The organism is Pseudomonas sp. WSY_20, from assembly GCF_043104335.1.
Classification (GTDB): Bacteria; Pseudomonadota; Gammaproteobacteria; order Pseudomonadales; family Pseudomonadaceae; genus Aquipseudomonas; species Aquipseudomonas parafulva_B.
This window is the reverse complement of record NZ_JBICKP010000018.1, coordinates 40,594-62,324: the sequence shown is the minus strand read 5'-3', so window position 1 is coordinate 62,324 and position 21,731 is coordinate 40,594. Positions and strand designations below refer to the sequence as shown.

The 21,731-nt window shown below is 61.8% G+C and carries 20 protein-coding genes; 9 read left to right on the top strand and 11 right to left on the bottom strand.

Features of this window, described 5'->3' with window-relative positions:
- Positions 1 to 37 precede the first annotated feature (37 nt).
- From acnD to ACF8E5_RS04605, 4 genes are all read right to left on the bottom strand, one after another.
- A complete protein-coding gene (gene acnD / locus ACF8E5_RS04620; protein ID WP_392474961.1) occupies positions 38 to 2,629 on the bottom strand; it encodes a Fe/S-dependent 2-methylisocitrate dehydratase AcnD in 2,592 nt (863 codons plus the stop codon).
- Positions 2,630 to 2,734: 105 nt separating this feature from the next.
- Complete coding sequence (gene prpC, locus ACF8E5_RS04615; RefSeq protein ID WP_058603815.1) at positions 2,735 to 3,862, bottom strand: 2-methylcitrate synthase; 1,128 nt, start codon at positions 3,860 to 3,862, stop codon at positions 2,735 to 2,737.
- Positions 3,863 to 3,957: 95 nt separating this feature from the next.
- On the bottom strand, positions 3,958 to 4,848 hold the full coding sequence (gene prpB, locus ACF8E5_RS04610) for a methylisocitrate lyase (RefSeq protein WP_058637390.1): 891 nt from the start codon (positions 4,846 to 4,848) through the stop codon (positions 3,958 to 3,960).
- Positions 4,845 to 5,561 carry a GntR family transcriptional regulator gene (locus ACF8E5_RS04605; protein WP_058637391.1) on the bottom strand — a complete coding sequence of 239 codons (717 nt, stop codon included), beginning with the start codon at positions 5,559 to 5,561 and terminating at the stop codon, positions 4,845 to 4,847. Before ACF8E5_RS04605 ends, prpB begins: the two co-directional genes overlap by 4 nt.
- Before the next feature lie 294 nt (positions 5,562 to 5,855).
- On the opposite strand from ACF8E5_RS04605, the gene ACF8E5_RS04600 reads away from it, so the two are divergent.
- The 5 genes from ACF8E5_RS04600 to ACF8E5_RS04580 all read left to right on the top strand — a co-directional run bounded on the left by ACF8E5_RS04600 (position 5,856) and on the right by ACF8E5_RS04580 (position 11,234).
- Positions 5,856 to 6,392, top strand: a complete 537-nt coding sequence (locus tag ACF8E5_RS04600) for an ATP-dependent zinc protease (RefSeq protein WP_058603812.1) — start codon at positions 5,856 to 5,858, stop codon at positions 6,390 to 6,392.
- A 5-nt stretch (positions 6,393 to 6,397) separates the two neighbouring features.
- Positions 6,398 to 7,933 (top strand): inactive transglutaminase family protein, encoded by a 1,536-nt coding sequence (locus ACF8E5_RS04595; RefSeq protein WP_027914607.1) that lies wholly within the window; start codon positions 6,398 to 6,400, stop codon positions 7,931 to 7,933.
- Positions 7,933 to 8,913 (top strand): alpha-L-glutamate ligase-like protein, encoded by a 981-nt coding sequence (locus tag ACF8E5_RS04590; RefSeq protein WP_023536214.1) that lies wholly within the window; start codon positions 7,933 to 7,935, stop codon positions 8,911 to 8,913. The genes ACF8E5_RS04595 and ACF8E5_RS04590 overlap by 1 nt, the downstream gene beginning before the upstream one ends.
- A gap of 120 nt (positions 8,914 to 9,033) precedes the next feature.
- Complete coding sequence (gene pabB, locus ACF8E5_RS04585; RefSeq protein WP_392474960.1) at positions 9,034 to 10,377, top strand: aminodeoxychorismate synthase component I; 1,344 nt, start codon at positions 9,034 to 9,036, stop codon at positions 10,375 to 10,377.
- A 122-nt stretch (positions 10,378 to 10,499) separates the two neighbouring features.
- Positions 10,500 to 11,234, top strand: a complete 735-nt coding sequence (locus ACF8E5_RS04580; RefSeq protein WP_058637394.1) for a phosphoadenylyl-sulfate reductase — start codon at positions 10,500 to 10,502, stop codon at positions 11,232 to 11,234.
- 53 nt (positions 11,235 to 11,287) lie between these two features.
- On the opposite strand, the gene cysB is transcribed toward ACF8E5_RS04580, so the two are convergent.
- The 3 genes from cysB to ACF8E5_RS04565 form a co-directional block, all read right to left on the bottom strand.
- Positions 11,288 to 12,262 carry an HTH-type transcriptional regulator CysB gene (gene cysB / locus ACF8E5_RS04575; protein ID WP_023536044.1) on the bottom strand — a complete coding sequence of 325 codons (975 nt, stop codon included), beginning with the start codon at positions 12,260 to 12,262 and terminating at the stop codon, positions 11,288 to 11,290.
- 161 nt (positions 12,263 to 12,423) lie between these two features.
- On the bottom strand, positions 12,424 to 12,921 hold the full coding sequence (locus ACF8E5_RS04570; RefSeq protein WP_058603808.1) for a universal stress protein: 498 nt from the start codon (positions 12,919 to 12,921) through the stop codon (positions 12,424 to 12,426).
- 90 nt (positions 12,922 to 13,011) lie between these two features.
- Positions 13,012 to 13,965 (bottom strand): putative 2-dehydropantoate 2-reductase, encoded by a 954-nt coding sequence (locus tag ACF8E5_RS04565; RefSeq protein WP_196121650.1) that lies wholly within the window; start codon positions 13,963 to 13,965, stop codon positions 13,012 to 13,014.
- Between the two features lie 232 nt (positions 13,966 to 14,197).
- On the opposite strand from ACF8E5_RS04565, the gene ACF8E5_RS04560 reads away from it, so the two are divergent.
- Positions 14,198 to 15,274 carry a 3-deoxy-7-phosphoheptulonate synthase gene (locus tag ACF8E5_RS04560; protein ID WP_058603806.1) on the top strand — a complete coding sequence of 359 codons (1,077 nt, stop codon included), beginning with the start codon at positions 14,198 to 14,200 and terminating at the stop codon, positions 15,272 to 15,274.
- A gap of 42 nt (positions 15,275 to 15,316) precedes the next feature.
- On the opposite strand, the gene ACF8E5_RS04555 is transcribed toward ACF8E5_RS04560, so the two are convergent.
- Positions 15,317 to 15,598, bottom strand: coding sequence for a GNAT family N-acetyltransferase (locus ACF8E5_RS04555; RefSeq protein WP_023536046.1), 282 nt, complete (start codon positions 15,596 to 15,598; stop codon positions 15,317 to 15,319).
- A 500-nt stretch (positions 15,599 to 16,098) separates the two neighbouring features.
- Between ACF8E5_RS04555 and oprI the strand changes: the two genes are divergently transcribed.
- The gene (oprI, locus tag ACF8E5_RS04550; protein ID WP_003259780.1) at positions 16,099 to 16,350 is read left to right on the top strand and encodes an outer membrane lipoprotei OprI; all 252 of its coding nucleotides are present in this window, start codon (positions 16,099 to 16,101) and stop codon (positions 16,348 to 16,350) included.
- Positions 16,351 to 16,467: 117 nt separating this feature from the next.
- Here the strand turns inward: oprI and ACF8E5_RS04545 are convergent, their stop codons facing one another.
- The 3 genes from ACF8E5_RS04545 to ACF8E5_RS04535 form a co-directional block, all read right to left on the bottom strand.
- Positions 16,468 to 17,445, bottom strand: a complete 978-nt coding sequence (locus tag ACF8E5_RS04545; RefSeq protein ID WP_078478787.1) for a L,D-transpeptidase family protein — start codon at positions 17,443 to 17,445, stop codon at positions 16,468 to 16,470.
- Positions 17,446 to 17,556: 111 nt separating this feature from the next.
- Positions 17,557 to 17,847, bottom strand: coding sequence for a hypothetical protein (locus ACF8E5_RS04540; RefSeq protein WP_058603804.1), 291 nt, complete (start codon positions 17,845 to 17,847; stop codon positions 17,557 to 17,559).
- 58 nt (positions 17,848 to 17,905) lie between these two features.
- A complete protein-coding gene (locus ACF8E5_RS04535; RefSeq protein ID WP_145255347.1) occupies positions 17,906 to 18,511 on the bottom strand; it encodes an arylesterase in 606 nt (201 codons plus the stop codon).
- 10 nt (positions 18,512 to 18,521) lie between these two features.
- Here ACF8E5_RS04535 and ACF8E5_RS04530 point away from each other — a divergent pair, with 10 nt between their 5' ends.
- A complete protein-coding gene (locus tag ACF8E5_RS04530) occupies positions 18,522 to 19,208 on the top strand; it encodes an ABC transporter ATP-binding protein (protein WP_058637398.1) in 687 nt (228 codons plus the stop codon).
- Positions 19,205 to 21,712, top strand: coding sequence for an ABC transporter permease (locus tag ACF8E5_RS04525; protein WP_392474959.1), 2,508 nt, complete (start codon positions 19,205 to 19,207; stop codon positions 21,710 to 21,712). Before ACF8E5_RS04530 ends, ACF8E5_RS04525 begins: the two co-directional genes overlap by 4 nt.
- Positions 21,713 to 21,731: the final 19 nt, after the last annotated feature.

The window sequence follows — 21,731 nt, the reverse complement described above, 5'->3', positions numbered from 1 at the left end:
TGCGGGCGACTGGGGGCCGCAAGGCGGCCACGTTGTGTTAAACGGTCGCTTCGAGGAAGTCCTGGGCAAAGCGTTGCAACACCCCGCCCGCTTCGTAGATCGACACCTCTTCGGCTGTATCCAGACGACAGGTCACCGGCACGTCAAAACGCTCTCCTGTGCGACGGGTCACCGCCAGGGTCAAGGTAGCGCGGGGAGTACGGATGCCTATCACGTCATAGGTTTCGCTGCCGTCCAGGCCCAGCACCTTACGGTCGGTACCCGGCATGAATTCGAGGGGCAAGACGCCCATGCCCACCAGGTTCGTGCGGTGGATGCGCTCGAACCCCTCGGCGACGATGGCCTCCACGCCCGCCAGACGCACCCCTTTGGCAGCCCAGTCGCGTGAAGAGCCCTGACCGTAATCGGCACCGGCCACGATGATCAGCGGCTGCTTGCGCTGCATGTAGGTTTCGATCGCTTCCCACATGCGCATGACCCGGCCTTCGGGTTCAAGGCGTGCTAGCGAACCCTGCCTTACGCTGCCATCTTCATTGCGCACCATCTCGTTGAACAGCTTGGGGTTGGCGAAGGTGGCGCGCTGAGCCGTGAGGTGGTCCCCACGGTGGGTGGCATAGGAGTTGAAGTCCTCTTCAGGCAAGCCCATTTTGGCCAGGTACTCCCCCGCCGCGCTGTCGAGCATGATGGCATTGGAGGGCGACAGGTGATCGGTGGTGATGTTGTCCGGCAGCAACGCCAGCGGGCGCATGCCACGCAAGGTGCGTTCTCCCGCCAGGGCGCCTTCCCAGTAGGGCGGGCGACGGATGTAGGTGCTCATGGGGCGCCAGTCGTACAGCGGCGCTACCTTGGGCCCACGGTCTTGCTCCACGGCGAACATGGGGATGTAGACCTTTCGGAACTGTTCGGGCTTGACCGCAGCGCGGACCATCGCATCGATTTCTTCATCGCTGGGCCAGATGTCCTTGAGGCGAATTTCACGGCCATCCGATGCCACGCCCAGCACATCTTTCTCGATATCGAAACGGATCGTACCCGCGATGGCATAGGCCACAACCAAAGGCGGGGACGCCAGAAATGCCTGTTTGGCATACGGGTGAATACGGCCATCGAAGTTTCGGTTACCCGACAACACCGCGGTCGTATACAGGTCCCGATCGATGATTTCCTGCTGGATGGCCGGGTCGAGGGCGCCGGACATGCCGTTGCAGGTAGTGCAGGCGAAGGCGACGATGCCGAAGCCCAACGCTTGGAGCTCCGCCTCCAGGCCCGCCTCCTCCAGGTACAGCTGCACTGCCCTGGATCCAGGGGCGAGGGATGACTTGACCCAAGGCTTGCGCGTTAGCCCCAGCCTATTGGCATTGCGCGCCAGCAACCCGGCAGCGATCACGTTGCGCGGGTTGCTGGTGTTGGTGCAACTGGTGATGGCTGCGATGATCACCGCCCCGTCCGGCATCTGACCGGGTACCTGCTCCCAGGCACCTGCGATCCCCTTGGCGGCCAGCTCGCTGGTGGCCACCCGGGCATGGGGGTTTGAGGGGCCCGCCATGGTGCGCACCACGCTGGACAGATCGAAGTCCAGCGTGCGCTCGTAGACCACCTCGGTAAAGCTGTCAGCCCACAGACCCGCGGCTTTGGCGTAGGTCTCTACCAGTACGACCTGCTGTTCCTCGCGGCCTGTCAGGCGCAGGTAGTCGATGGTTTGCTGATCGATGGCGAACATGGCCGCGGTGGCGCCATATTCAGGGGCCATGTTGGAGATGGTGGCGCGGTCGCCGAGCGTCAGGGCACGGGCGCCTTCCCCATAAAATTCCAGGTAGGCGCCGACCACCTTCTGCTTGCGCAAAAATTCGGTCAGGGCCAATACCAGGTCGGTTGCCGTCAGGTTGGGCGCCAGTTTACCAGTGAGCTGGACGCCAACGATTTCCGGCAGGCGCATCCAGGAGGCGCGCCCGAGCATGACGTTCTCGGCCTCAAGCCCGCCCACGCCGATGGCGATGACGCCCAAAGCGTCCACATGCGGGGTGTGGCTGTCGGTGCCGACACAGGTGTCCGGGTAGGCCACGCCGTCATCGTTGTGTACCACGGGCGACATCTTCTCCAGGTTGATCTGGTGCATGATGCCGTTGCCAGGCGGGATGACATCGACGTTCTTGAACGCTTTCTTGGTCCAGTTGATGAAATGGAAACGGTCTTCGTTGCGGCGATCCTCGATGGCCCTGTTGCGTTCGAACGCCCGGGGGTCATAGCCGCCACACTCGACGGCCAGTGAGTGATCGACGATTAGCTGCACTGGCACCACCGGGTTGACCTGGGCAGGGTCACCGCCCTTGTCGGCGATGGCATCGCGCAAGCCGGCCAGGTCGACCAGCGCGGTCTGACCCAGGATGTCATGGCAGACGACCCGGGCCGGATACCAGGGGAAATCGAGGTCGCGCTTGCGCTCTATCAGCTGGGCCAACGACGCCTGGAGCGTGCCAGGGCTGCAGCGGCGCACCAGGTTCTCGGCCAGCACACGCGAGGTGTAGGGCAAGCCCTGGTAGGCGCCGGGCTTGATGGCCTCGACGGCAGCGCGGGCGTCGAAGTAATCCAGGTCAGTGCCTGGCAAGGCTTTGCGGTAGGCAGTATTCATATCGTTATCAGGCTCGGTCACGGATGGCGTTCAAGGGTGCGCGTGCGGGCAGACATGCTGGGCCACCCCGCGAGGCCAACAAAGTCTGCGCGGGGTGGGCGACCATCAGCGCTGCTCGATCGGCACGAACTGACGCTGTTCGACGCCGATGTATTCGGCACTCGGACGGATGATGCGGTTGTTCTCACGCTGCTCGAACACGTGCGCTGCCCACCCGGTAAGCCGCGAGCAGACGAAGATCGGGGTGAACAGCTTGGTCGGTATGCCCATGAAGTGATACGCCGAGGCATGGTAGAAATCGGCGTTGGGGAATAAGCGCTTTTGCTCCCACATGGTCTTGTCGATGGCTTCGGACACCGGGTACAGCACCGTGTCGCCCACCTCATCGGCAAGGCGCTTGGACCACCCTTTGATCACCTCGTTACGCGGGTCGGACTCTTTGTAGATGGCATGACCAAAGCCCATGATCTTGTCTTTGCGCTCGAGCATGTGCAGCAACTCGGTCGTCGCTTGTTGCGGGCTCTGGAAGCGCTCGATCAGCTCCATGGCCGCCTCGTTGGCGCCGCCGTGCAGCGGGCCGCGCAGCGAACCGATGGCGGCGGTGACGCAGGAGTACAGGTCGGACAAGGTCGAGGCACACACGCGGGCGGTGAAGGTGGAGGCGTTGAACTCGTGCTCGGCGTAGAGAATGAGCGATACGTTCATCACCTTCACATGCAGCTCACTGGGCTGCTTGCCATGGAGTAACTGCAGGAAGTGGCCGCCCAAGGTGTCCTGGTCACTGACACAGTCGATGCGCACGCCGTGATGGCTGAAGCGGTACCAGTAACACATGATCGCCGGGAAGACGGCCAGGAGCCGGTCGGTCTTGTCGCGCTGAGCATCGAAGGTGAGCTCGGGCTCCAGGGTTCCGAGCACGGAGCAGCCCGTGCGCATCACGTCCATCGGGTGAGCGTCGCGCGGGATGCGCTCCAGTACTTCTTTCAACGCCTGGGGCAGGTCGCGCAGGCCCTTGAGCTTGTGCTTGTAGTCGGCAAGCTCGGCCTGGCAGGGCAGCTCGCCATACAACAACAGGTAAGCCACCTCCTCGAATTCGGCGTGGGCAGCCAGGTCGCGGACGTCATACCCGCGATAGGTCAGCCCTGCGCCGGCCTGACCGACCGTCGACAGGGCCGTCTGACCGGCAACCTGACCGCGTAGGCCTGCGCCGCTGAGTACTTTTGCTTCGGCCATGGTGCTTCTCCTTTCTTGAACTTGTTATGGAATGCAGGCTGGCTAACCCTTATCTACCCCTGACCCATGGCGCTGCAGCGCGCGCAGTGGGCAGGTCAGCCTTTTTTCTGGGCAAACAATGCATCGAGACTTTGCTCGAAAGCGTGATAACCAATGGCGTCGTAGAGTTCCATGCGTGTCTGCATGGTATCGATCACGTTCTTCTGCGTGCCATCACGGCGCAGGGCGGCGTAGACGTTCTCGGCAGCCTTGTTCATGGCGCGGAACGCCGACAGTGGATACAGCACCAGCGACACATCGACCGAGCCCAGCTCTTCGGTGGTGTACAAAGGCGTGGCACCGAACTCGGTGATGTTAGCCAGGATGGGGGCCTTGACCCGGTCGGCGAACGTCTTGTACATCGCAAGTTCGGTGATGGCTTCGGGGAAGATCATGTCCGCGCCGGCCTCGACACAGGCGGCCGCCCGATCCAGCGCCGCATTGAGCCCCTCGACCGCCAGCGCATCGGTACGGGCCATGATCACGAAGCTGTCATCAAGGCGGGCATCGACCGCCGCCTTGATGCGATCGACCATCTCCTGCTGGGTGACGATTTCCTTGTTCGGACGGTGGCCACAACGCTTGGCGCCCACCTGATCCTCGATATGAATGGCCGCGGCGCCGAACTTGCTCATGGCGCGCACGGTGCGGGCAACGTTGAAGGCCGAGGCACCGAACCCGGTGTCCACGTCCACCAGCAGTGGCAGGTCGCACACATCAGTGATGCGCCTGACATCGGTCAGCACGTCGTCCAGGCCACTGATGCCCAGGTCAGGTAAACCCAGGGAGCCTGCTGCCACACCGCCGCCGGACAGGTAGATGGCCTTGAAACCGGCACGCTTGGCCAGCAAGGCGTGGTTGGCATTGATGGTGCCGACCACTTGCAGCGGGCGCTCGGCGGCCACTGCGTCGCGAAAACGTTGGCCTGGGGTACTCTGGACGGTCATTGTTCACCTCGTGTGCTGTGGGTGTGGTCGCCTTGGTAATGGCGCTCGATGTTGCGTTTGGAGGCAGCGATGTGACGACGCATCAACAGCTCGGCCAACTCGCCGTCACCCTCGGCGATGGCGTCCAGGATGCGGTGGTGCTCGGCGAAGGCCTGACGCGGCCGATTGGGTGTGGCCGAGAACTGGATACGGTACATGCGCACCAGTTGGTACAGCTCTCCACAGAGCATCTTGACCAAGGTCTGGTTGCCGCTGCCCTGGATGATGCGATAGTGAAAATCGTAGTCACCTTCCTGCTGGTAGTAGCCCACGCCCGCCTGGAAGGCAGCATCGCGCTCATGGGTTTCCAGCACCTGGCGCAGCTCGTCGATGTCGGCTCGGCCCATGCGCTGGGCCGCCAGGCGGCAGGCCATGCCTTCGAGCGACTCGCGGATTTCATAGAGCTCGATGAGTTCGGCGTGACTCAGTGAAACCACCCGTGCGCCCACATGGGGCACACGAACCAGCAGGCGCTGGCCCTCGAGGCGGTGAATGGCTTCACGCAGCGGGCCTCGGCTGATGCCATAGGTGCGGGCAAGCTCCGGCTCGGAAATCTTGCTCCCCGGGGCTATGTCCCCCCGTACAATGGCCGCCTGAATCCGCCTGAAGACATGCTCGGACAGGGTTTCCGATTCCTCGTTGCCAGTCGGGTTACCCGTTGAGAGCGCCTGCATATTGTTGACACCTTTTACAAAACGTGGCGTTAAATCTAACGCCAGGTCTCGTAATAGTCAAAGCCCTAGACAACATTGTCAACAATGCACTCAACAAGAAACTACCCTCTGATCCAACTGTCAGATCGCGCACCGCTGGCGTCAATACGTCGGCGTGATAGAATGCCGCGCCTTCGATGGAGTATGGATAGCCCGTCTGCCCCGCCCGCATGGTGCCGGCAGATCAACGAGGAAGCTTGTGCAGCCGTTGCCAGTCGCCTTACCCCGAACTTTGCACAATACCGCGCCAGGACTATGAAACTGACACCCTTTGCTTTGCTGATTAGCCTCCTCCTGTTGCCGGCCCTGAGCCAGGCAGCCGGCAAGACCGTGTACGGTCTGAACGAATATGCTCGCCTGGGCGACCTCGACCTCGAAGTGGCGGCCAAGCTCGACACCGGGGCCAAGACAGCCTCGCTCAGCGCCCGCGACATCAAGCGTTTCAAGCGCAATGGCGAAAGCTGGGTGCGCTTCTACCTGGCCATCGATGCTGCCCATTCCCACCCCATCGAACGCCCGCTGGCGCGCGTGAGCAAGATCAAGCGCAGGGCGGGCGACTACGACGCCGAATCGGGCAAGGCCTACACCGCACGCCCCGTCATCGAGCTGGACATCTGCATGGGCCAGGCCAGGCGCACCATCGAAGTCAACCTCACCGATCGCAGCGCTTTCCAGTTCCCACTGTTGATCGGCTCGGAGGCTTTGAAGCATTTCGACGCCCTGGTCGACCCAAGCCTTAAATATGCGGCCGGCAAACCTGCCTGTGCCACCGACGCTCCCAAAGCAGAGTAATTCCGATGCGCTCTCTTACCCTCCATCTGAAAGTCCTGATCACCGTCCTGGTGTTGCTGGGCGTAGCGGTCACGGCTTATCAGATCTTCGTACTCGGCATCCCGGTGACCGAGGATGAAACGGACGATCTGTGGAACATCGATGCCAAGATCGAATTTGTGGCCAGCACCAAGGACCCGGTAAAGGTCCAGATGTTCGTGCCGCCCCTGAATCGGGATTACGTGAGCCTCAACGAAAGCTTCATTTCCAACAACTATGGTGTGAGCGTCAACCGCGCCGACGGCAACCGCAAGGTCACCTGGTCCGCGCGGCGCGCCAGCGGCAACCAGACCCTTTACTACCGGCTGGTGCTGACCAAGCGCTATAGCACCGAGAAAGCCAAGGTCAAGGGCCCGACCTTCCGCGACAGCCTCGCAGTAGAAGGCCCCGAGAAGATCGCCGCCGAAGCCTTGATGGCACCGATTCGTCAGCATTCGGCCGATGTCGAGACGTTCGTCAGCGAAACCATCAAGCGCGTCAACAACCTCAACGACGACAACGTCAAGCTGCTGCTGGCAGGCGATACCTCACCGATGAAGAAGGCGCAGGTCATTGACCTGCTGCTGTCCATTGCCCACGTGCCGATGGAGAAGGTGCACACGATCCGCCTGGTGGCCGACACCCCGCAAACCCCGGAACTGTGGTTGCGCAGCTTCAACGGCAACGACTGGCTGTATTTCAACCCCGAGACCGGTGAGCAAGGCCTGCCCAACGATCGGCTATTGTGGTGGACCGGGGATGACAACCTGATCACGGTCGATGGCGGCAAGCGGGCCAACGTCACCTTCAGCATGAACAACAGCGAGATGAACGCCATCCGCCTGGCCAAGCTGACAGACGAGAACACCGACGCCGACTTCCTCGAATACTCCCTGTATGGGCTGCCGCTGCAGACCCAGCAGACCTTCATGATCATGGTCATGATTCCCATCGGCGTGCTGGTGATTCTGGTGCTGCGCAACCTGATCGGCATCCAGACCCTGGGTACCTTCACACCGGTCCTGATCGCCCTGGCCTTCCGCGAAACACAGCTCGGCTTCGGGATCGTGCTGTTCACCGTCATCACCGCGCTGGGGCTATCGCTGCGCTCCTACCTCGAGCACCTGAAGCTGCAGATGCTGCCCCGCCTTTCGGTGGTGCTGACATTCGTCGTGGTATTGATTGCCGCCATCAGCCTGTTCAGCCACAAACTGGGCCTTGAGCGCGGCTTGTCGGTCGCGCTGTTCCCGATGGTGATCCTGACCATGACCATCGAACGCCTGTCGATCACCTGGGAAGAACGCGGCGGCGGTCATGCCATGAAAGTGGCCATCGGCACCTTGTTCGCCGCCTCTCTCGCGCACCTGCTGATGATGGTACCGGAGCTGGTCTACTTCGTGTTCACCTTCCCGGCCGTGCTGTTGATTCTGGTGGGCTTCATGCTGGCAATGGGTCGCTATCGCGGCTACCGCCTGACCGAGCTGGTCCGCTTCAAGGCATTCCTGAAGAAGGCGGACGCCTGATGTTCGGCCTGATCAAGACGTGGAAAGCCCTGGAGGCCCGGGGCATCATGGGTATCAATCGGCGCAATGCAGACTATGTACTCAAGTACAACAAGCGCCACCTGTACCCGATCGTCGACGACAAGATCATCACCAAGGAGCGCGCCCTGGCAGCCGGCATCCATGTGCCGGAAATGTACGGCGTCATCGAGACGGAAAAGCAGATCGAGAAGCTTGACGAGATCATCGGCGGGCGCAGCGACTTCGTGATCAAGCCGGCTCAGGGCGCCGGGGGTGATGGCATCATGGTCATCGCCGACCGTTTCGAAGACCGTTACCGGACGGTGTCCGGCAAGATCATCAGCCATGAGGAAATCGAGCACCAGATTTCCAGCATCCTCACCGGGCTGTACTCGCTCGGCGGCCATCGCGACCGCGCCCTGATCGAGTACCGCGTCACCCCGGACCAGATCTTCAAGAGCATCAGTTATGAAGGCGTACCGGACATCCGCATCATCGTCCTGATGGGCTACCCGGTCATGGCCATGCTGCGCCTGCCCACCCGCCAGTCCGGCGGCAAGGCCAACCTACACCAAGGCGCCATCGGTGTGGGCGTGGATTTGGCCACAGGCGTGACGCTGCGTGGCACTTGGCTGAACAACATCATCAGCAAGCATCCCGACACCACCAACGCAGTGGACGGCGTGCAGCTGCCGACCTGGGACGGGTTCATGAAGCTGGCCGCCGGCTGCTATGAGCTGTGCGGCCTGGGCTACATTGGCGTGGACATGGTGCTGGACCAGGAAAAAGGCCCACTGATCCTCGAGCTCAACGCTCGCCCAGGGCTGAATATCCAGATCGCCAACGATTGCGGCCTGACGCAACGCACCCATGCGATCGAGGCGCATCTTGAGGCACTGGCCAAAGAGGGTGTGACCGAAGATGCCGAGCAACGCGTGCGCGTTGCCCAAGGCCTGTTCGGCCACAGGCCCGGTCACTAAGGAGCGGGGTTGGCCACCAGCCCCGGCCAGATGAAGATGGCGAATGTCGCCCTGACGCTAGGCGCAATGCCTGCACCGGACTACAATCGCCGTCCTCGCTTTTAATCGCCGTCCCTACTGATGCCGACCTGCACGTTGTACGCCCTGCCCTACCAGCCTGACCCGGCTACCTACTTTTCCTGCTTGCGTGATGCTCCAGGCGCCATTTTGCTCGACAGCGCTCGCCCCGGCGCTGAACGCGGCCGCTTCGACCTGCTGAGCGCGTGGCCAGTACAGCAGTTGCAGGTGCTGGCGGACGAAACAGGGCGCGCCTTCCTGCAGCGGTTGCGCGCTGCGCTGGCTCGCTTGGGCGCTGCACATCTACCGCCAGAGAGCGAGCTGCCGTTTGCCGGTGGGTTGATCGGTTACCTGAGCTACGATTTTGGTCGTCGGCTGGAACACTTGCCGACCCAGGCGGTGGACGACCTCGGCCTGCCGGATGCCCAACTGGGCGTGTACGCATGGGCGTTGGTTACCGACCACGCCACCCGTACCAGCCAACTGGTGTTTCACCCAAGCCTGGGCCGTGAAGAGCGTGAGCGACTGGTGCGCCTGTTCGAGGGGTGTGAACCTCGGGTTAGCGGGGCTTTCAAGCTGCTCGCCCCAATGGCTGGTGACCTTGCGCCCAAGCAGTACCATGCAGCCTTCGAGCAGGTTCAACGCTACATCCAGGCAGGTGACTGCTACCAGATCAACCTGACCCAACGGTTTCGCGCTGCTTGCCAGGGCGATCCCTGGCGAGCTTATCAAGCCCTTCGCCAGGCATGCCCAACGCCCTTCTCCGGGTTCCAGCAATTGGCAGACGGCAGCGCCTTGTTGAGCTTCTCGCCCGAGCGGTTCATTCGGGTCAGCAAGGGTCATGTGGAAACCCGTCCGATCAAGGGCACCCGTGCGCGGGGTCACGATGCGGCCGAGGATGCGCGCAATGCCGAGCAACTGCTGCAAAGCCCCAAGGACCGGTCGGAAAACCTGATGATCGTGGACTTGTTGCGCAATGACCTGGGCCGTACGTGCGAAATTGGCTCCGTCAAAGTGCCTGAGCTGTTCAGCCTGGAAACCTACCCCAATGTGCACCATCTGGTCAGCAGCGTGACAGGCACGCTGGCGGCTGGCAGGGACGCACTGGATCTGATCGGCGACAGCTTTCCTGGCGGCTCGATTACCGGCGCGCCCAAGATCCGCGCGATGCAGATCATCGATGAGCTTGAACCCACTCGCCGAGCGCTTTACTGCGGATCGCTGCTGTATGTCGATGTACGCGGCGAGATGGACAGTTCTATCGCCATCCGCAGCCTGTTGATCAAGAACGGCCAGGTCAGTTGCTGGGGCGGTGGCGCCGTGGTCGCCGACTCCGAATGGCAGGCCGAGTACGAGGAGTCCATTGCCAAAGTGCGGGTGCTGATGCAGACCTTGCAGGGGCTTTGAAAGCTGGTTTACCCCGTGAACTGCTGAACGCAGCTTGGCGTGTCCCGCAACCAGGATGGGTTTTTTGTTACCATTGCCTCACTACGAGCGCCCAGCGCCACAGCCAAGATGGAAACCGCCTGATGAGCCAACCTTTCGACGTCGCTGCCCTGGCAGCGGCTTACGCGGACAAATCCCCACAGGACATTCTCAAGCTTGCCTTCGAGCACTTCGGCGACGATCTGTGGATCTCCTTCAGCGGTGCCGAAGATGTGGTACTGGTGGACATGGCCTGGAAGCTTAACAAACAGGTCAAAGTATTCAGCCTCGACACCGGGCGCTTGCATCCGGAGACCTATCGCTTCATCGATCAGGTGCGCGAGCAGTACAACCTGCCCATCGAAATCCTCAGCCCCGATCGCAGCAAGCTCGACCCGTTCGTCAAAGACAAAGGCCTGTTCAGCTTCTACCGTGACGGCCACGGCGAGTGCTGCGGCATCCGCAAGATCGAGCCCCTGCGCCGCAAGCTTGCGACCGTCAGTGCCTGGGCCACGGGGCAGCGCCGCGACCAGAGCCCCGGCACGCGCAGCCAGGTCGCAGCCCTGGAGATCGACACCGGCTTCTCCACCCCGGAGCGCACGCTCTACAAGTTCAACCCTCTGGCTCAGATGAGCAGCGAAGAAGTCTGGGGCTACATCCGCATGCTCGAGCTGCCCTACAACAGCCTGCATGAGCGCGGTTTCATCAGCATCGGTTGCGAGCCCTGCACGCGCCCTGTGCTACCTAATCAGCACGAGCGCGAAGGCCGCTGGTGGTGGGAAGAGTCGACCCAGAAGGAATGCGGCCTGCACGCCGGCAACCTGATCACCAAGGCCTGAAACGCGGGCGATACCTTTGAAAAGGGCCGCGTGGCGGCCCTTGCGTCCGAGGATCAGTGCACCGGTAACTCGACACCTTCGAACAATGCCTCCAGCTCCTGCTTGTTGTGACACTGGATGGCCTTGGCCATCACTTCACGGGTCAGGTGCGGCGCAAACTTCTCGATGAAGTCGCACATGAACCCGCGCAGGAAAGTGCCACGCCGGAAGCCGATCTTGGTGATGCTGGCTTCGAACAGTTCGCTGGCGTCCAGGGCTACCAGGTCACCGTCCAGCTTGGCGTCAACTGCCATGCCTGCAACGATGCCCACGCCCAAACCGAGGCGGACGTACGTCTTGATCACGTCCGCGTCCGCCGCCGTGAACACCACCTTGGGCGTCAGGCCGCGGTTGCTGAAAGCTTCGTCCAGCTTGGAGCGCCCAGTAAAGCCGAACACATAGGTAACGATGGGATATTCGGCCACCGCTTCGAGGGTCAGCTTGGGAAGCTTGGCCAATGGATGGCCCTGCGGAACCACCACGCAACGGTTCCACTTGTAGCACGGCATCATGATCAGGTCGCCGAACAGCTCGAGCGCTTCTGTGGCGATGGCGAAATCCACCGTACCGTCTGCGGCCATCTCGGCGATCTGCATCGGGGAGCCCTGATGCATGTGCAAGGACACTTCCGGGTACTGCTTGATGAAGCCACTGATCACCGGAGGCAAAGCGTAGCGAGCCTGGGTGTGGGTGGTGGCGATGGAGAGCGTGCCCTTTTTCTCGTTGGAAAACTCCTGGGCGATCTGCTTGATGCTCTCGACCTTGCGCAGGATTTCGCCAGCGGTGTTGATGATGCGCTCCCCTGCTGGGGTCACACGCGTCAGGTGCTTGCCGCTACGCGCAAATACCTCGACGCCCAACTCGTCTTCGAGCAGTCGGATCTGCTTGCTGATCCCCGGCTGCGAGGTATACAGGCTTTGTGCTGTCGCAGAGACGTTGAGGTCATGGTGCGCTACTTCCCAGATGTAGCGCAGTTGTTGAAGCTTCATAAGGTTCCCTCAGTTCAGCGTGGGTCAGCGGCAGCGGGCAGCGGGCAGCGGGCAGCGGGCAGCGGGCAGCGGGCAGCGACGATATATAACTATATTAGTGGTAATCGTAATAAATCTAGAACTATTTTGTTACACCGCCCGGAATATTCCCACAGCGTGATTCAGCCTTTCCTACGACCTAGATGCTGTGCCAAGGGGACCATATAGACCGGTACAGGCGAGAGCTGGAGCAATCTGACCGCCGTCCTACCCAAGGGCACGTCCACGCCCGCCCCGGCGCTGTGACTGCCGAAGACAAGCAGGTCGACGCTCAGGCGCTGGGCCTGATCCAGGATGACTTGCGCAGGGTCGCCCTGGCGCACGCGCACCGCCTTGAGCACCGCCAGATCGGCTTGCTCCCCCAGCTCCTCACGAAAATTTTCCAGTACACGCTGCTCGATGTTGGCCATTACCGTACCCACACCCTGGCTGTGCAGCTGGTCCAGGGTGTGTTCGTCCAGGTAACTTTGCAGGAGGGATTCGGCAAACTGGCCCATCGGTTCGACCGCATGAATGACGTACAACTCGGCACCGAATGTGCGCGCCAACGCAAGCGCATGCTGCATCACGAATGGCGCATAGACGCCGAGGTCTGTGGCGTACAGCAGAGAGCGGATCATTCGACCTCCTCGACTGCCATGGCGGCAGGGCAAACTTGAGCTTAGCAGCGCATCGGCGCCTCGCTTGCCCAGCCCGGCGCATGACTGCGCCTAGAGCATGGCCCCTTCACTGTTTTTACCGAGGAACCTCAGCGACTGGTACAACATCTCCATGCGGGGCAAATGGCAACCCGCGGACTGGGCGCGGGCCAGAGGCGCTGCATAGATGGCCTCTGTCTCTAGAGGTCGATGATGAACGTGGTCGTGGTACATGCTGGGCCAGTAATCAGGCATGCGCTCGGTCATGCTCAGCAGTTGCTGAGCATAGCCTGCGGGCATGGCATGACCACAAGCGACAGCGCCCACCATCACCTCCTCCATCAAGGCTTGCACCAGCGTGCGGGCATGGCTGTCGCCCAGCAGCTGGGCAGTGCTGGCGCCGAGCAACACTGACAGGCCGTTAAAAGGCACGTTCCACACCAACTTTTGCCACCGGGCGCCAGCCAGATCAGGCATGCCCACAGAACTCACCCCCGCAGCCTGGAACAATGAAACCCCCTGCTCCACCAGGCGGCGCCCGCCATCGTCACTAGGACCACTGTGATAACCCACGTTCACGGTACCCAACGCCTGATGGCGAATCACTCCGGGTGTCTGGCGGTCGGCGCAGACGAAGCACAACCCGCCAAGCAGGTGCATATCAGCCCGCAGTAACGGGCGCAGTTGCGCTTCGACATCCAGTCCGTTCTGCAGTAGCACCACTTTCGCATCCGGTGCACCGGCCTGCACGATCAATGGCGCCAGTTGCGGGTTGCCGGTGGCTTTGGCGCCTATCAATAGCCAATCGCAGGGTGGCATTTGCGCGGCGTCGGCGTAGCAATTTACTTTGGCGTGCAGCCGACCATGGACAGCGCTCTGGACGGTCAGCCCGTGATGACTGACCGCTTCATACTCGCTTCTGAGCAAAAAGTGCACATCGAAGCCGGCCTTTGCCAGCAGCAGCCCGTAAAAGCCGCCTATGGCACCGCTGCCGATGATGCCAATCCGGGGGTTGCGCGCGTGCATGCGGTTCTCCTTCTCATGTCAGCCTGCTTATTACACCGGTTGGGCACCTTCGCGCAGATCGATGCTCGCCGTCGACCCCTGCTACCGGGAAAAACCCCGCCTGCACGGGGCAATGCCCATTGTGGCGCAAACGCTAACGCGCTAAGGTTCGGCTCCCCGCTGCGATTATTCTTGCTGCTGGGCCGCACGGGGATAGCTGGCGGCCGGCACCCGTGACCTGACGAGTAACACGATGGCTGATTTACCGATCGATGACTTGAACGTTGCATCCAACGAGACGCTGATCACCCCCGACCAGCTCAAGAAGGAAATCCCCCTTAGCGCCCAGGCCCTGCAGACCGTGACTGCTGGCCGAGACGTGGTGCGCAATATTCTCGATGGCAAGGATCACCGCCTGTTCGTCGTGGTCGGCCCCTGCTCCATCCACGACATCAAGGCCGCGCATGAATACGCAGCGCGCCTGAAGGCCCTGGCCGAAGAAGTGTCCGACACGCTGTACCTGGTCATGCGGGTATATTTTGAAAAACCGCGTACCACCGTGGGCTGGAAGGGCCTGATCAACGACCCATATCTGGACGACTCCTTCAAGATCCAGGATGGTTTGCATATCGGTCGCAAGCTGCTGCTGGACCTCGCCGAAATGGGCTTGCCCACGGCCACTGAGGCACTGGATCCGATTTCCCCGCAATACCTGCAGGATCTGATCAGCTGGTCAGCCATCGGTGCCCGTACCACCGAGTCGCAGACCCACCGCGAAATGGCCTCTGGCCTGTCGTCGGCCGTCGGCTTCAAGAACGGTACCGACGGCGGCTTGACCGTCGCTATCAACGCCCTGCAGTCGGTGTCCAAGCCGCACCGGTTCCTGGGGATCAACCAGGAAGGTGGCGTCTCCATCGTGACCACCAAGGGTAACCCCTACGGGCATGTCGTGCTTCGCGGCGGTAATGGCAAACCCAACTACGACTCGGTCAGCGTCGCCCTGTGCGAACAAGACCTGGCCAAGGCCAAGATCAAGGCCAACATCATGGTCGATTGCAGCCATGCCAACTCCAACAAGGACCCGGCCTTGCAACCGCTGGTGATGGAAAACGTGGCGAACCAGATTCTGGAGGGCAACCAATCGATTATCGGGTTGATGGTCGAGAGCCACCTGAACTGGGGCTGCCAATCCATTCCCAAGGACTTGTCCCAGCTGCAGTATGGCGTTTCGGTGACGGACGCCTGCATCGACTGGTCGGCGACCGAGAAGACGCTGCGCAGCATGCGCGCGAAGTTGAAGGACGTCCTCCCTCAGCGCAATCGCGCCTGAGACCTTTGGGGGCCGTTCAGGCCCTAGTGTTCAAAGCAGCGATCACACCTTGCTGGCGTGACGCTGCTGACGCTCCATGTAACGCTCCACGTACGAGCAGGACGGTATCACCGTGTAGCCCATCTGCTCGGCATATTGCAGCGCGCGCTCGGTAAGGGCAGCTGCGATCCCACGCCCGCGCAAGGCGTTGGGTACGAAGGTGCGGTAGATGTCCAGCGTCTGCTTACCCAAGTCCATGTAGGTCAGATAGGCACGATGACCGTCCACATTGGTCTCGAACTGATGACCCGCCTGGTCATGGTGGATGGTCAGCGCTTCGCTCATCACTACTCCTCGCGGGCCTTTTTGGCAGACCCTTAGCCTAACCGATGGTCAATACCCGGCACACTTGGCACATGCATCGTCTATTGCGCGTTGGACCGCTGGACGTCTGCGTTCGTTCGGGTTTTCTGTAGACCCACATACTAGGCGCTTACCGAAGGATTACTCAAGTAAAGCGCTCGGATGAAAGCCAGCCATTAACGGCTTACGCTGTTAAGTGTGACATTGACAGTGCCGGCAAATCATGTAGGACTAAGACGCACAAAGACAGTAGAAGTCACCCTTAGTTCAACATGAAAGTTGCCGTTAGTGCAGAGTTACCCTGCTGGCTCGGGGCGATGAGCCGCGCCCCTCGGCTGGCGCAGAAACTGCGCACTGTTTTTTTTTGCAGTTCTTGCGTTCAGTCAGTTTACTTACTACAAGTAATGGGTACTATGTACGCCGGCCAGTTTCTCTTTTCTGAGAGATGGCTCATTAATAGAAAGTCCTTGAAGGGGAACACGATGAACAACGTTCTGAAATTCTCTGCTCTGGCTCTGGCCGCAGTTCTGGCTACCGGTTGCAGCAGCGTCTCCAAAGAAACCGAAGCTCGCCTGACTGCAACTGAAGACGCAGCAGCCCGCGCACAAGCTCGTGCCGATGAAGCCTACCGCAAGGCTGACGACGCACTGGCAGCCGCTCAGAAAGCTCAGCAGACCGCTGACGAAGCCAATGAGCGCGCACTGCGCATGCTGGACAAAGCCAGCCGCAAATAATAGTCCCTTGGGGCTGTTAAGAAGCCGACCCCTTTGGGGTCGGCTTTTTTTTGCGATTTTTTGACACCGAGGCGCGATTGCGCACTACGTTGCCGTCAACGCAGTTCGCAGAGAGGGTTACTGTATCTCCTCGGGAAGCGTCGAGACCATGGGCGTAGCGCTCTGATTGTCGACGGGCACGGCAATCTCCACCGGCATGCCATCTTCGGCAGCCACGACGTCGCGGACCATGTCCCAGTTCATGCGCAGGTTATTGGCCAGGTCTTCACGCTTGAGCAACGCGTTGATGACCGCCGTATGCTTGTCGACCACCGACGGATTGCCCTGATCATCCAGCGGCGTGTGGGCTTCGAGGTATACCTTGCCCCCGCTCAACCCGAACTTGTACGGTTCGTTGATGATGCGAACAGGAGTGCCCACCGGCACCATGCCCGACAGTTCCAGTACGTTGTTGTTGAGCATGCGGAAGCAGCCATGGCTGGTACGCATGCCGATCCCGAATTTCTTGTTTGAGCCATGGATCAAGTAACCCGGTACACCCAGGGTGAACTTGAAGGGCCCAAGCGGGTTGTCCGGGCCTGCTGGAACCACGGCAGGCAAGATGTCGCCATCGGCTGCATGCTCGGCCCGGATCGACGCCGGCGGCGTCCAGGTAGGGTTTGGCGTCTTGGCGATGATCTTGGTATTGGCAATCGGCGAGCCCCAGCCTTCGCGACCGATCCCCAACGGGAAGGTGTGCACCACATTCTCGCCTTTGGGGTAGTAATACAAGCGGTACTCGGCAAGGTTGATGACGATGCCTTCACGAGGACCCGGTGGCAGGATGTAGCGCGTGGGCAAGATGATTTCGGTGCCTGCGCCAGGCAGCCAGGGATCGACACCCGGGTTGGCGGCGATCATCTCCAGATAGCCCAGGTCATTGGCCGTACCGATATCGGCGAATGTATCTTCGTACTTGGCCTTGATCACATGCACCTGACCGACGATGTCGTCCCCAGGTGGCGGCAGTGGCAACTCCAGTGCGACAGCGGGCCCCGCTACCAGCAAGGCGGCCAGGGACAGGCTACGAGTGACGGCGGGAAAGCGCGGCGACATCCGGTAAATCCTTTGGGAGGTGGGACGAAAGGCATGATTGTACACCCCCACCCCAGACAGCGGGAGGCATCCTGAGCCGGACGCGGTTACAGATGATGAAAGGTGCGCGCCTCAGACCGCCTGCAATTGTGGCCAGACCGGTCGCATGCCTCGCCGCTGCGCATCGAGAATGGCGCGGCACAGCTCGCACAGCCGGGTATCGCGATAGATGGTGCGTGGCACGCCGGACCAGCGAGGGTGCGCAGGCAACAGCCCCCCGCACAATGTTCTGTCCACCGGCACGCCGAGTTCGAGCTGCCGCGCGACCAGGTGAACGCGACTTTCCTGGCAGGCGAACAGGTCAAGCTGTTCGTCGGGCTCGATCAATTGGTAGGCGAAAAGGGACCAGGCAGGGCGCGGCATCGGGGGTACTCGGAACGGGGGGCGCAACATTAGCCCAAACCCGCCCCCGTTTAAAGCGTCAGAGCAAGGGTTTGAGCGCCGGCCAGGCGTTTTCCAGCAGCCGCTGCTGGGCGCCCTGGGCAGGATGGATGCCGTCTGCCTGCATCAACTCAGGAACGCCGCCAACCCCTTCCAGGAAAAACGGCACCAGTGCTACCTGCTTGTCCTTGGCCAACTCCTTGTACACCTCGGCGAAAGCAGTGGTATAGCGGACGCCATAGTTGGGAGGCAACTGCATGCCCAGCAGCAAGACCTTGGCACCTGCCTGGCGCGACTGATCGATCATCGCGGCAAGGTTCTGTCGCAGTTGCGCTGGCGGCTGGCCGCGCAACCCATCGTTGCCCCCCAACTCCAGCACCACCACCTCGGGCGTGTGCGCCGCCAGCAACGCTGGCAGCCGCGCTTGCCCGCCGGCACTGGTGTCGCCACTGATCGAGGCGTTGACCACCTTGTCGTCGAAACCTTCCTGACGCAGGCGGGTCTGCAACAAGGATGCCCAACCTTCGCGGGTATCCAGGCCAAAACCTGCGCTGATACTATCACCGACAATCAGCACCGTTCCCGCAGTCGCGCTCTGGGCCAGGCAATACAGGGCCAGACCGGCACTCATCAACCACATTCGCATCGGATTCTCCATGGGCCCCAGCATGCTCGTTGCGCAGCACCTTAGCAAAGTGGTCACCAGCGCGGAAGGTGAACTTACCATCCTGCACCCCATGTCGCTGGCGCTGGCCGAAGGGGACAGCCTTGCCATCGTCGGCGCCTCAGGTTCAGGCAAATCGACCCTGCTTGGGCTGCTGGCCGGGCTCGATCAGCCCAGCCAAGGTTCGGTGACGCTCGCCGGGCACGACCTAGGCGTGCTCGATGAGGACCAGCGGGCCCGCATCCGGGCCGAGCACGTGGGCTTTGTGTTCCAGTCGTTCCAGCTGCTCGACAGCCTCAATGCGCTGGAAAACGTGATGTTGCCGTTGGAACTGCATGGTCGCGCAGACGCGCGCGATCACGCGCGCACCTTGCTCGAACGCGTAGGGTTAGGGCAACGGCTTACCCATACGCCGCGGCAACTGTCGGGCGGTGAGCAACAGCGGGTGGCTCTTGCCCGTGCTTTTGCTGCTCAGCCCGCCGTACTGTTTGCCGACGAACCGACGGGCAACCTCGACAGCCATACGGGCGAGCGCATCAGCGACCTGCTGTTCGAACTGAATCAGGAGCGCGGCACCACCTTGATCCTGGTGACCCATGACGAGCGGCTGGCTCGCCGTTGCCACCGCCATATCCGCCTGGATGCGGGCCAGTTGGTCAGCCCCTTGGAGGCCGGATGAAGGGCATGCCGGCGGCGCGCCTGCTGGGGCTGGCCTGGCGACAGCTGCTGCGCGATCTTCGGGCCAGCGAAGTGCGGGTATTGTTCTTTTCGCTCCTGGTCGCCGTGGCGGCCAGTACCGCCATCGGGTATTTCGGCGCCCGGCTCAATGCCGCCATGCAATTGCGTGCCAGTGAGTTCCTGGGCGCTGACCTGGTACTGCAGGGCAGCGCCCCGGCCGCGGCGCCACAGATTGCAATCGGCGAGGCTTTGGGGCTGCATCACGCGCAAGTGGTCGAGTTCACCAGCGTGGTGGGCGCAGATAACGGTATCCAGCTCGCGGGGGTCAAGGCCGCCGATAACGCCTACCCATTGCGCGGCCAGGTGCGCAGCGCCGCCGAGCCTTATGCCGAGGAAAAACCAGGCGGCGGGCCGGCAGCCGGCGAGGTGTGGGTAGAACCACGGCTGCTGGCGGCATTGGGCATGAACGTCGGCGACAGCATCGATGTGGGCATGAAGGCCCTGCGCATGAGCCGCGTACTGACCTATGAACCGGACCGGGCAAACAACTTCTATAGCTTGACCCCACGGGTGATGATGAACCTGGCGGACCTGCCAGCGACCGGCGTGGTGCAACCCGGCAGCCGCGTGACATACCGTGACCTGTGGAGCGGCCCTGCCGAGGCATTGGCGCAATACCGCGCCAGCGTCGAGAATACGCTTTCGGCCAGCCAGCGGTTGCGCGACACCCGCGATGGCAACCAGCAGATCGGCGGCGCACTGGGCAAAGCCGAGCGTTACCTGAACCTGGCCAGCCTCGTTGCAGTATTGCTGGCCGGTGTCGCCGTGGCGCTGTCTGCCAGTCGCTATGCCGCCAGGCGCCTGGACGCCAGCGCCCTGCTGCGTTGCCTGGGCCTGTCGCGGCGCCAGGCGCTGCTTCTGTACAGCCTGCAGCTGGCCATGCTCGGGCTTGCAGCTGCGATCGTGGGCGCCGCAGTGGGCTGGCTTGCGCAGCTGGGTTTGTTCAAGCTGCTGCACGGATTACTGCCCAGCGACGTACCGCCAGGGAGCCTGTGGCCGGCCTTGGCTGGCGTCGCCACGGGGCTGGTCGCGCTGGCAGGCTTTGCTCTGCCGCCGATTGCAGCCTTGGGTAAAGTGCCCCCGTTGCGGGTGCTGCGTCGTGACCTGCTCCCTGTACCTCCCAGTAGCTGGCTGGTCTACGGTGCAGCCCTGTTCGCCCTGGGGCTTATCATGTGGCGATTGAGCCTTGACCTGCTGCTCACCTTCGCACTCCTGGCAGGCGGCCTGGCGGCAGCCCTGGTGCTGGGCGGGTTGCTGTGGCTGGGTTTGCGCAGCCTGCGTCGACTCCTGTCAGGGGCGCCGCTGGCCTGGCGCCTGGGGCTGGGGCAGTTGCTTCGCCACCCCACGGCCGCCGCCGGGCAGGCCTTGGCTTTCGGGCTGATCCTGCTCGCCATGGGCCTGGTCGCGCTGCTGCGTGCGGAGCTGCTCGACACTTGGCAGGCACAGCTGCCTGAAGATGCCCCGAATCATTTCGCACTCAATATTCTGCCTGACGACCAGGACCGCTTCGCCCAACAGCTCAAACAGATCAACGCCGCTGCGGCTCCCCTGTACCCGGCCACACCTGGGCGGCTGATCGAGATCAACCAGCAGCCGGTCCAACAGATCGTCACGAAGGACTCTGCAGGCGAACGCGCCGTACAACGGGACCTGAGCCTGACATGGGCGGCGCAGTTGCCTGACGGCAATCAATTGACCGGTGGTCATTGGTGGCAAGGATCACCAAGCGATGACGATGTACCTGGCGTATCGGTGGAGGCCCAGCTCGCCGAAAGCCTTCAGCTGAAACTGGGGGACAGGCTCACGTTCGATATTGGGGGCCAGCAGCGCCAGGCCAAGGTGACCAGTCTGCGCAGCGTTCACTGGGACAGCTTTCAGCCCAATTTCTACATGATCTTCCAACCCGGTACGTTGCAAGGGCTGCCTACCACCTATCTGACGAGTTTTTACCTCGCACCCGGGCATGATCAGGAAATCGTCGCCCTGTCACGCGCATTTCCTGCGGTGACCATCCTTCAGGTCGATGCATTGCTCGCCCAGCTACGCAGCATACTTGCTCAGGTCACGCTGGCTGTAGAGTACGTGCTGCTGTTCGTACTGGCCGCAGGAATGGCCGTTTTGTTCGCAGGCCTTCAAGCCACCTTGGATGAGCGCATTCGTCAAGGTGCACTGTTGCGTGCCCTGGGGGCCCAACGCCAATTGCTGACCAAGACACGGCGCATCGAATTCGGCTTGCTGGGTGCACTGAGCGGTTTGCTGGCGGCGCTGGGGTGCGAACTGATCACCTTCGTCTTGTATCACTACGCTTTCGCACTGCCGTGGAGCCTGCACCCGTGGTTGCTGCTGATGCCCGTTGCAGGCGCGCTGCTGGTCGGCTGCGAGGGTGTGCTCGGCACTCGCCGCGCACTAAACGCCTCACCGCTGGCGGTCCTGCGTGAAGGGTGAAGCCAGGACGGTTCTGCGT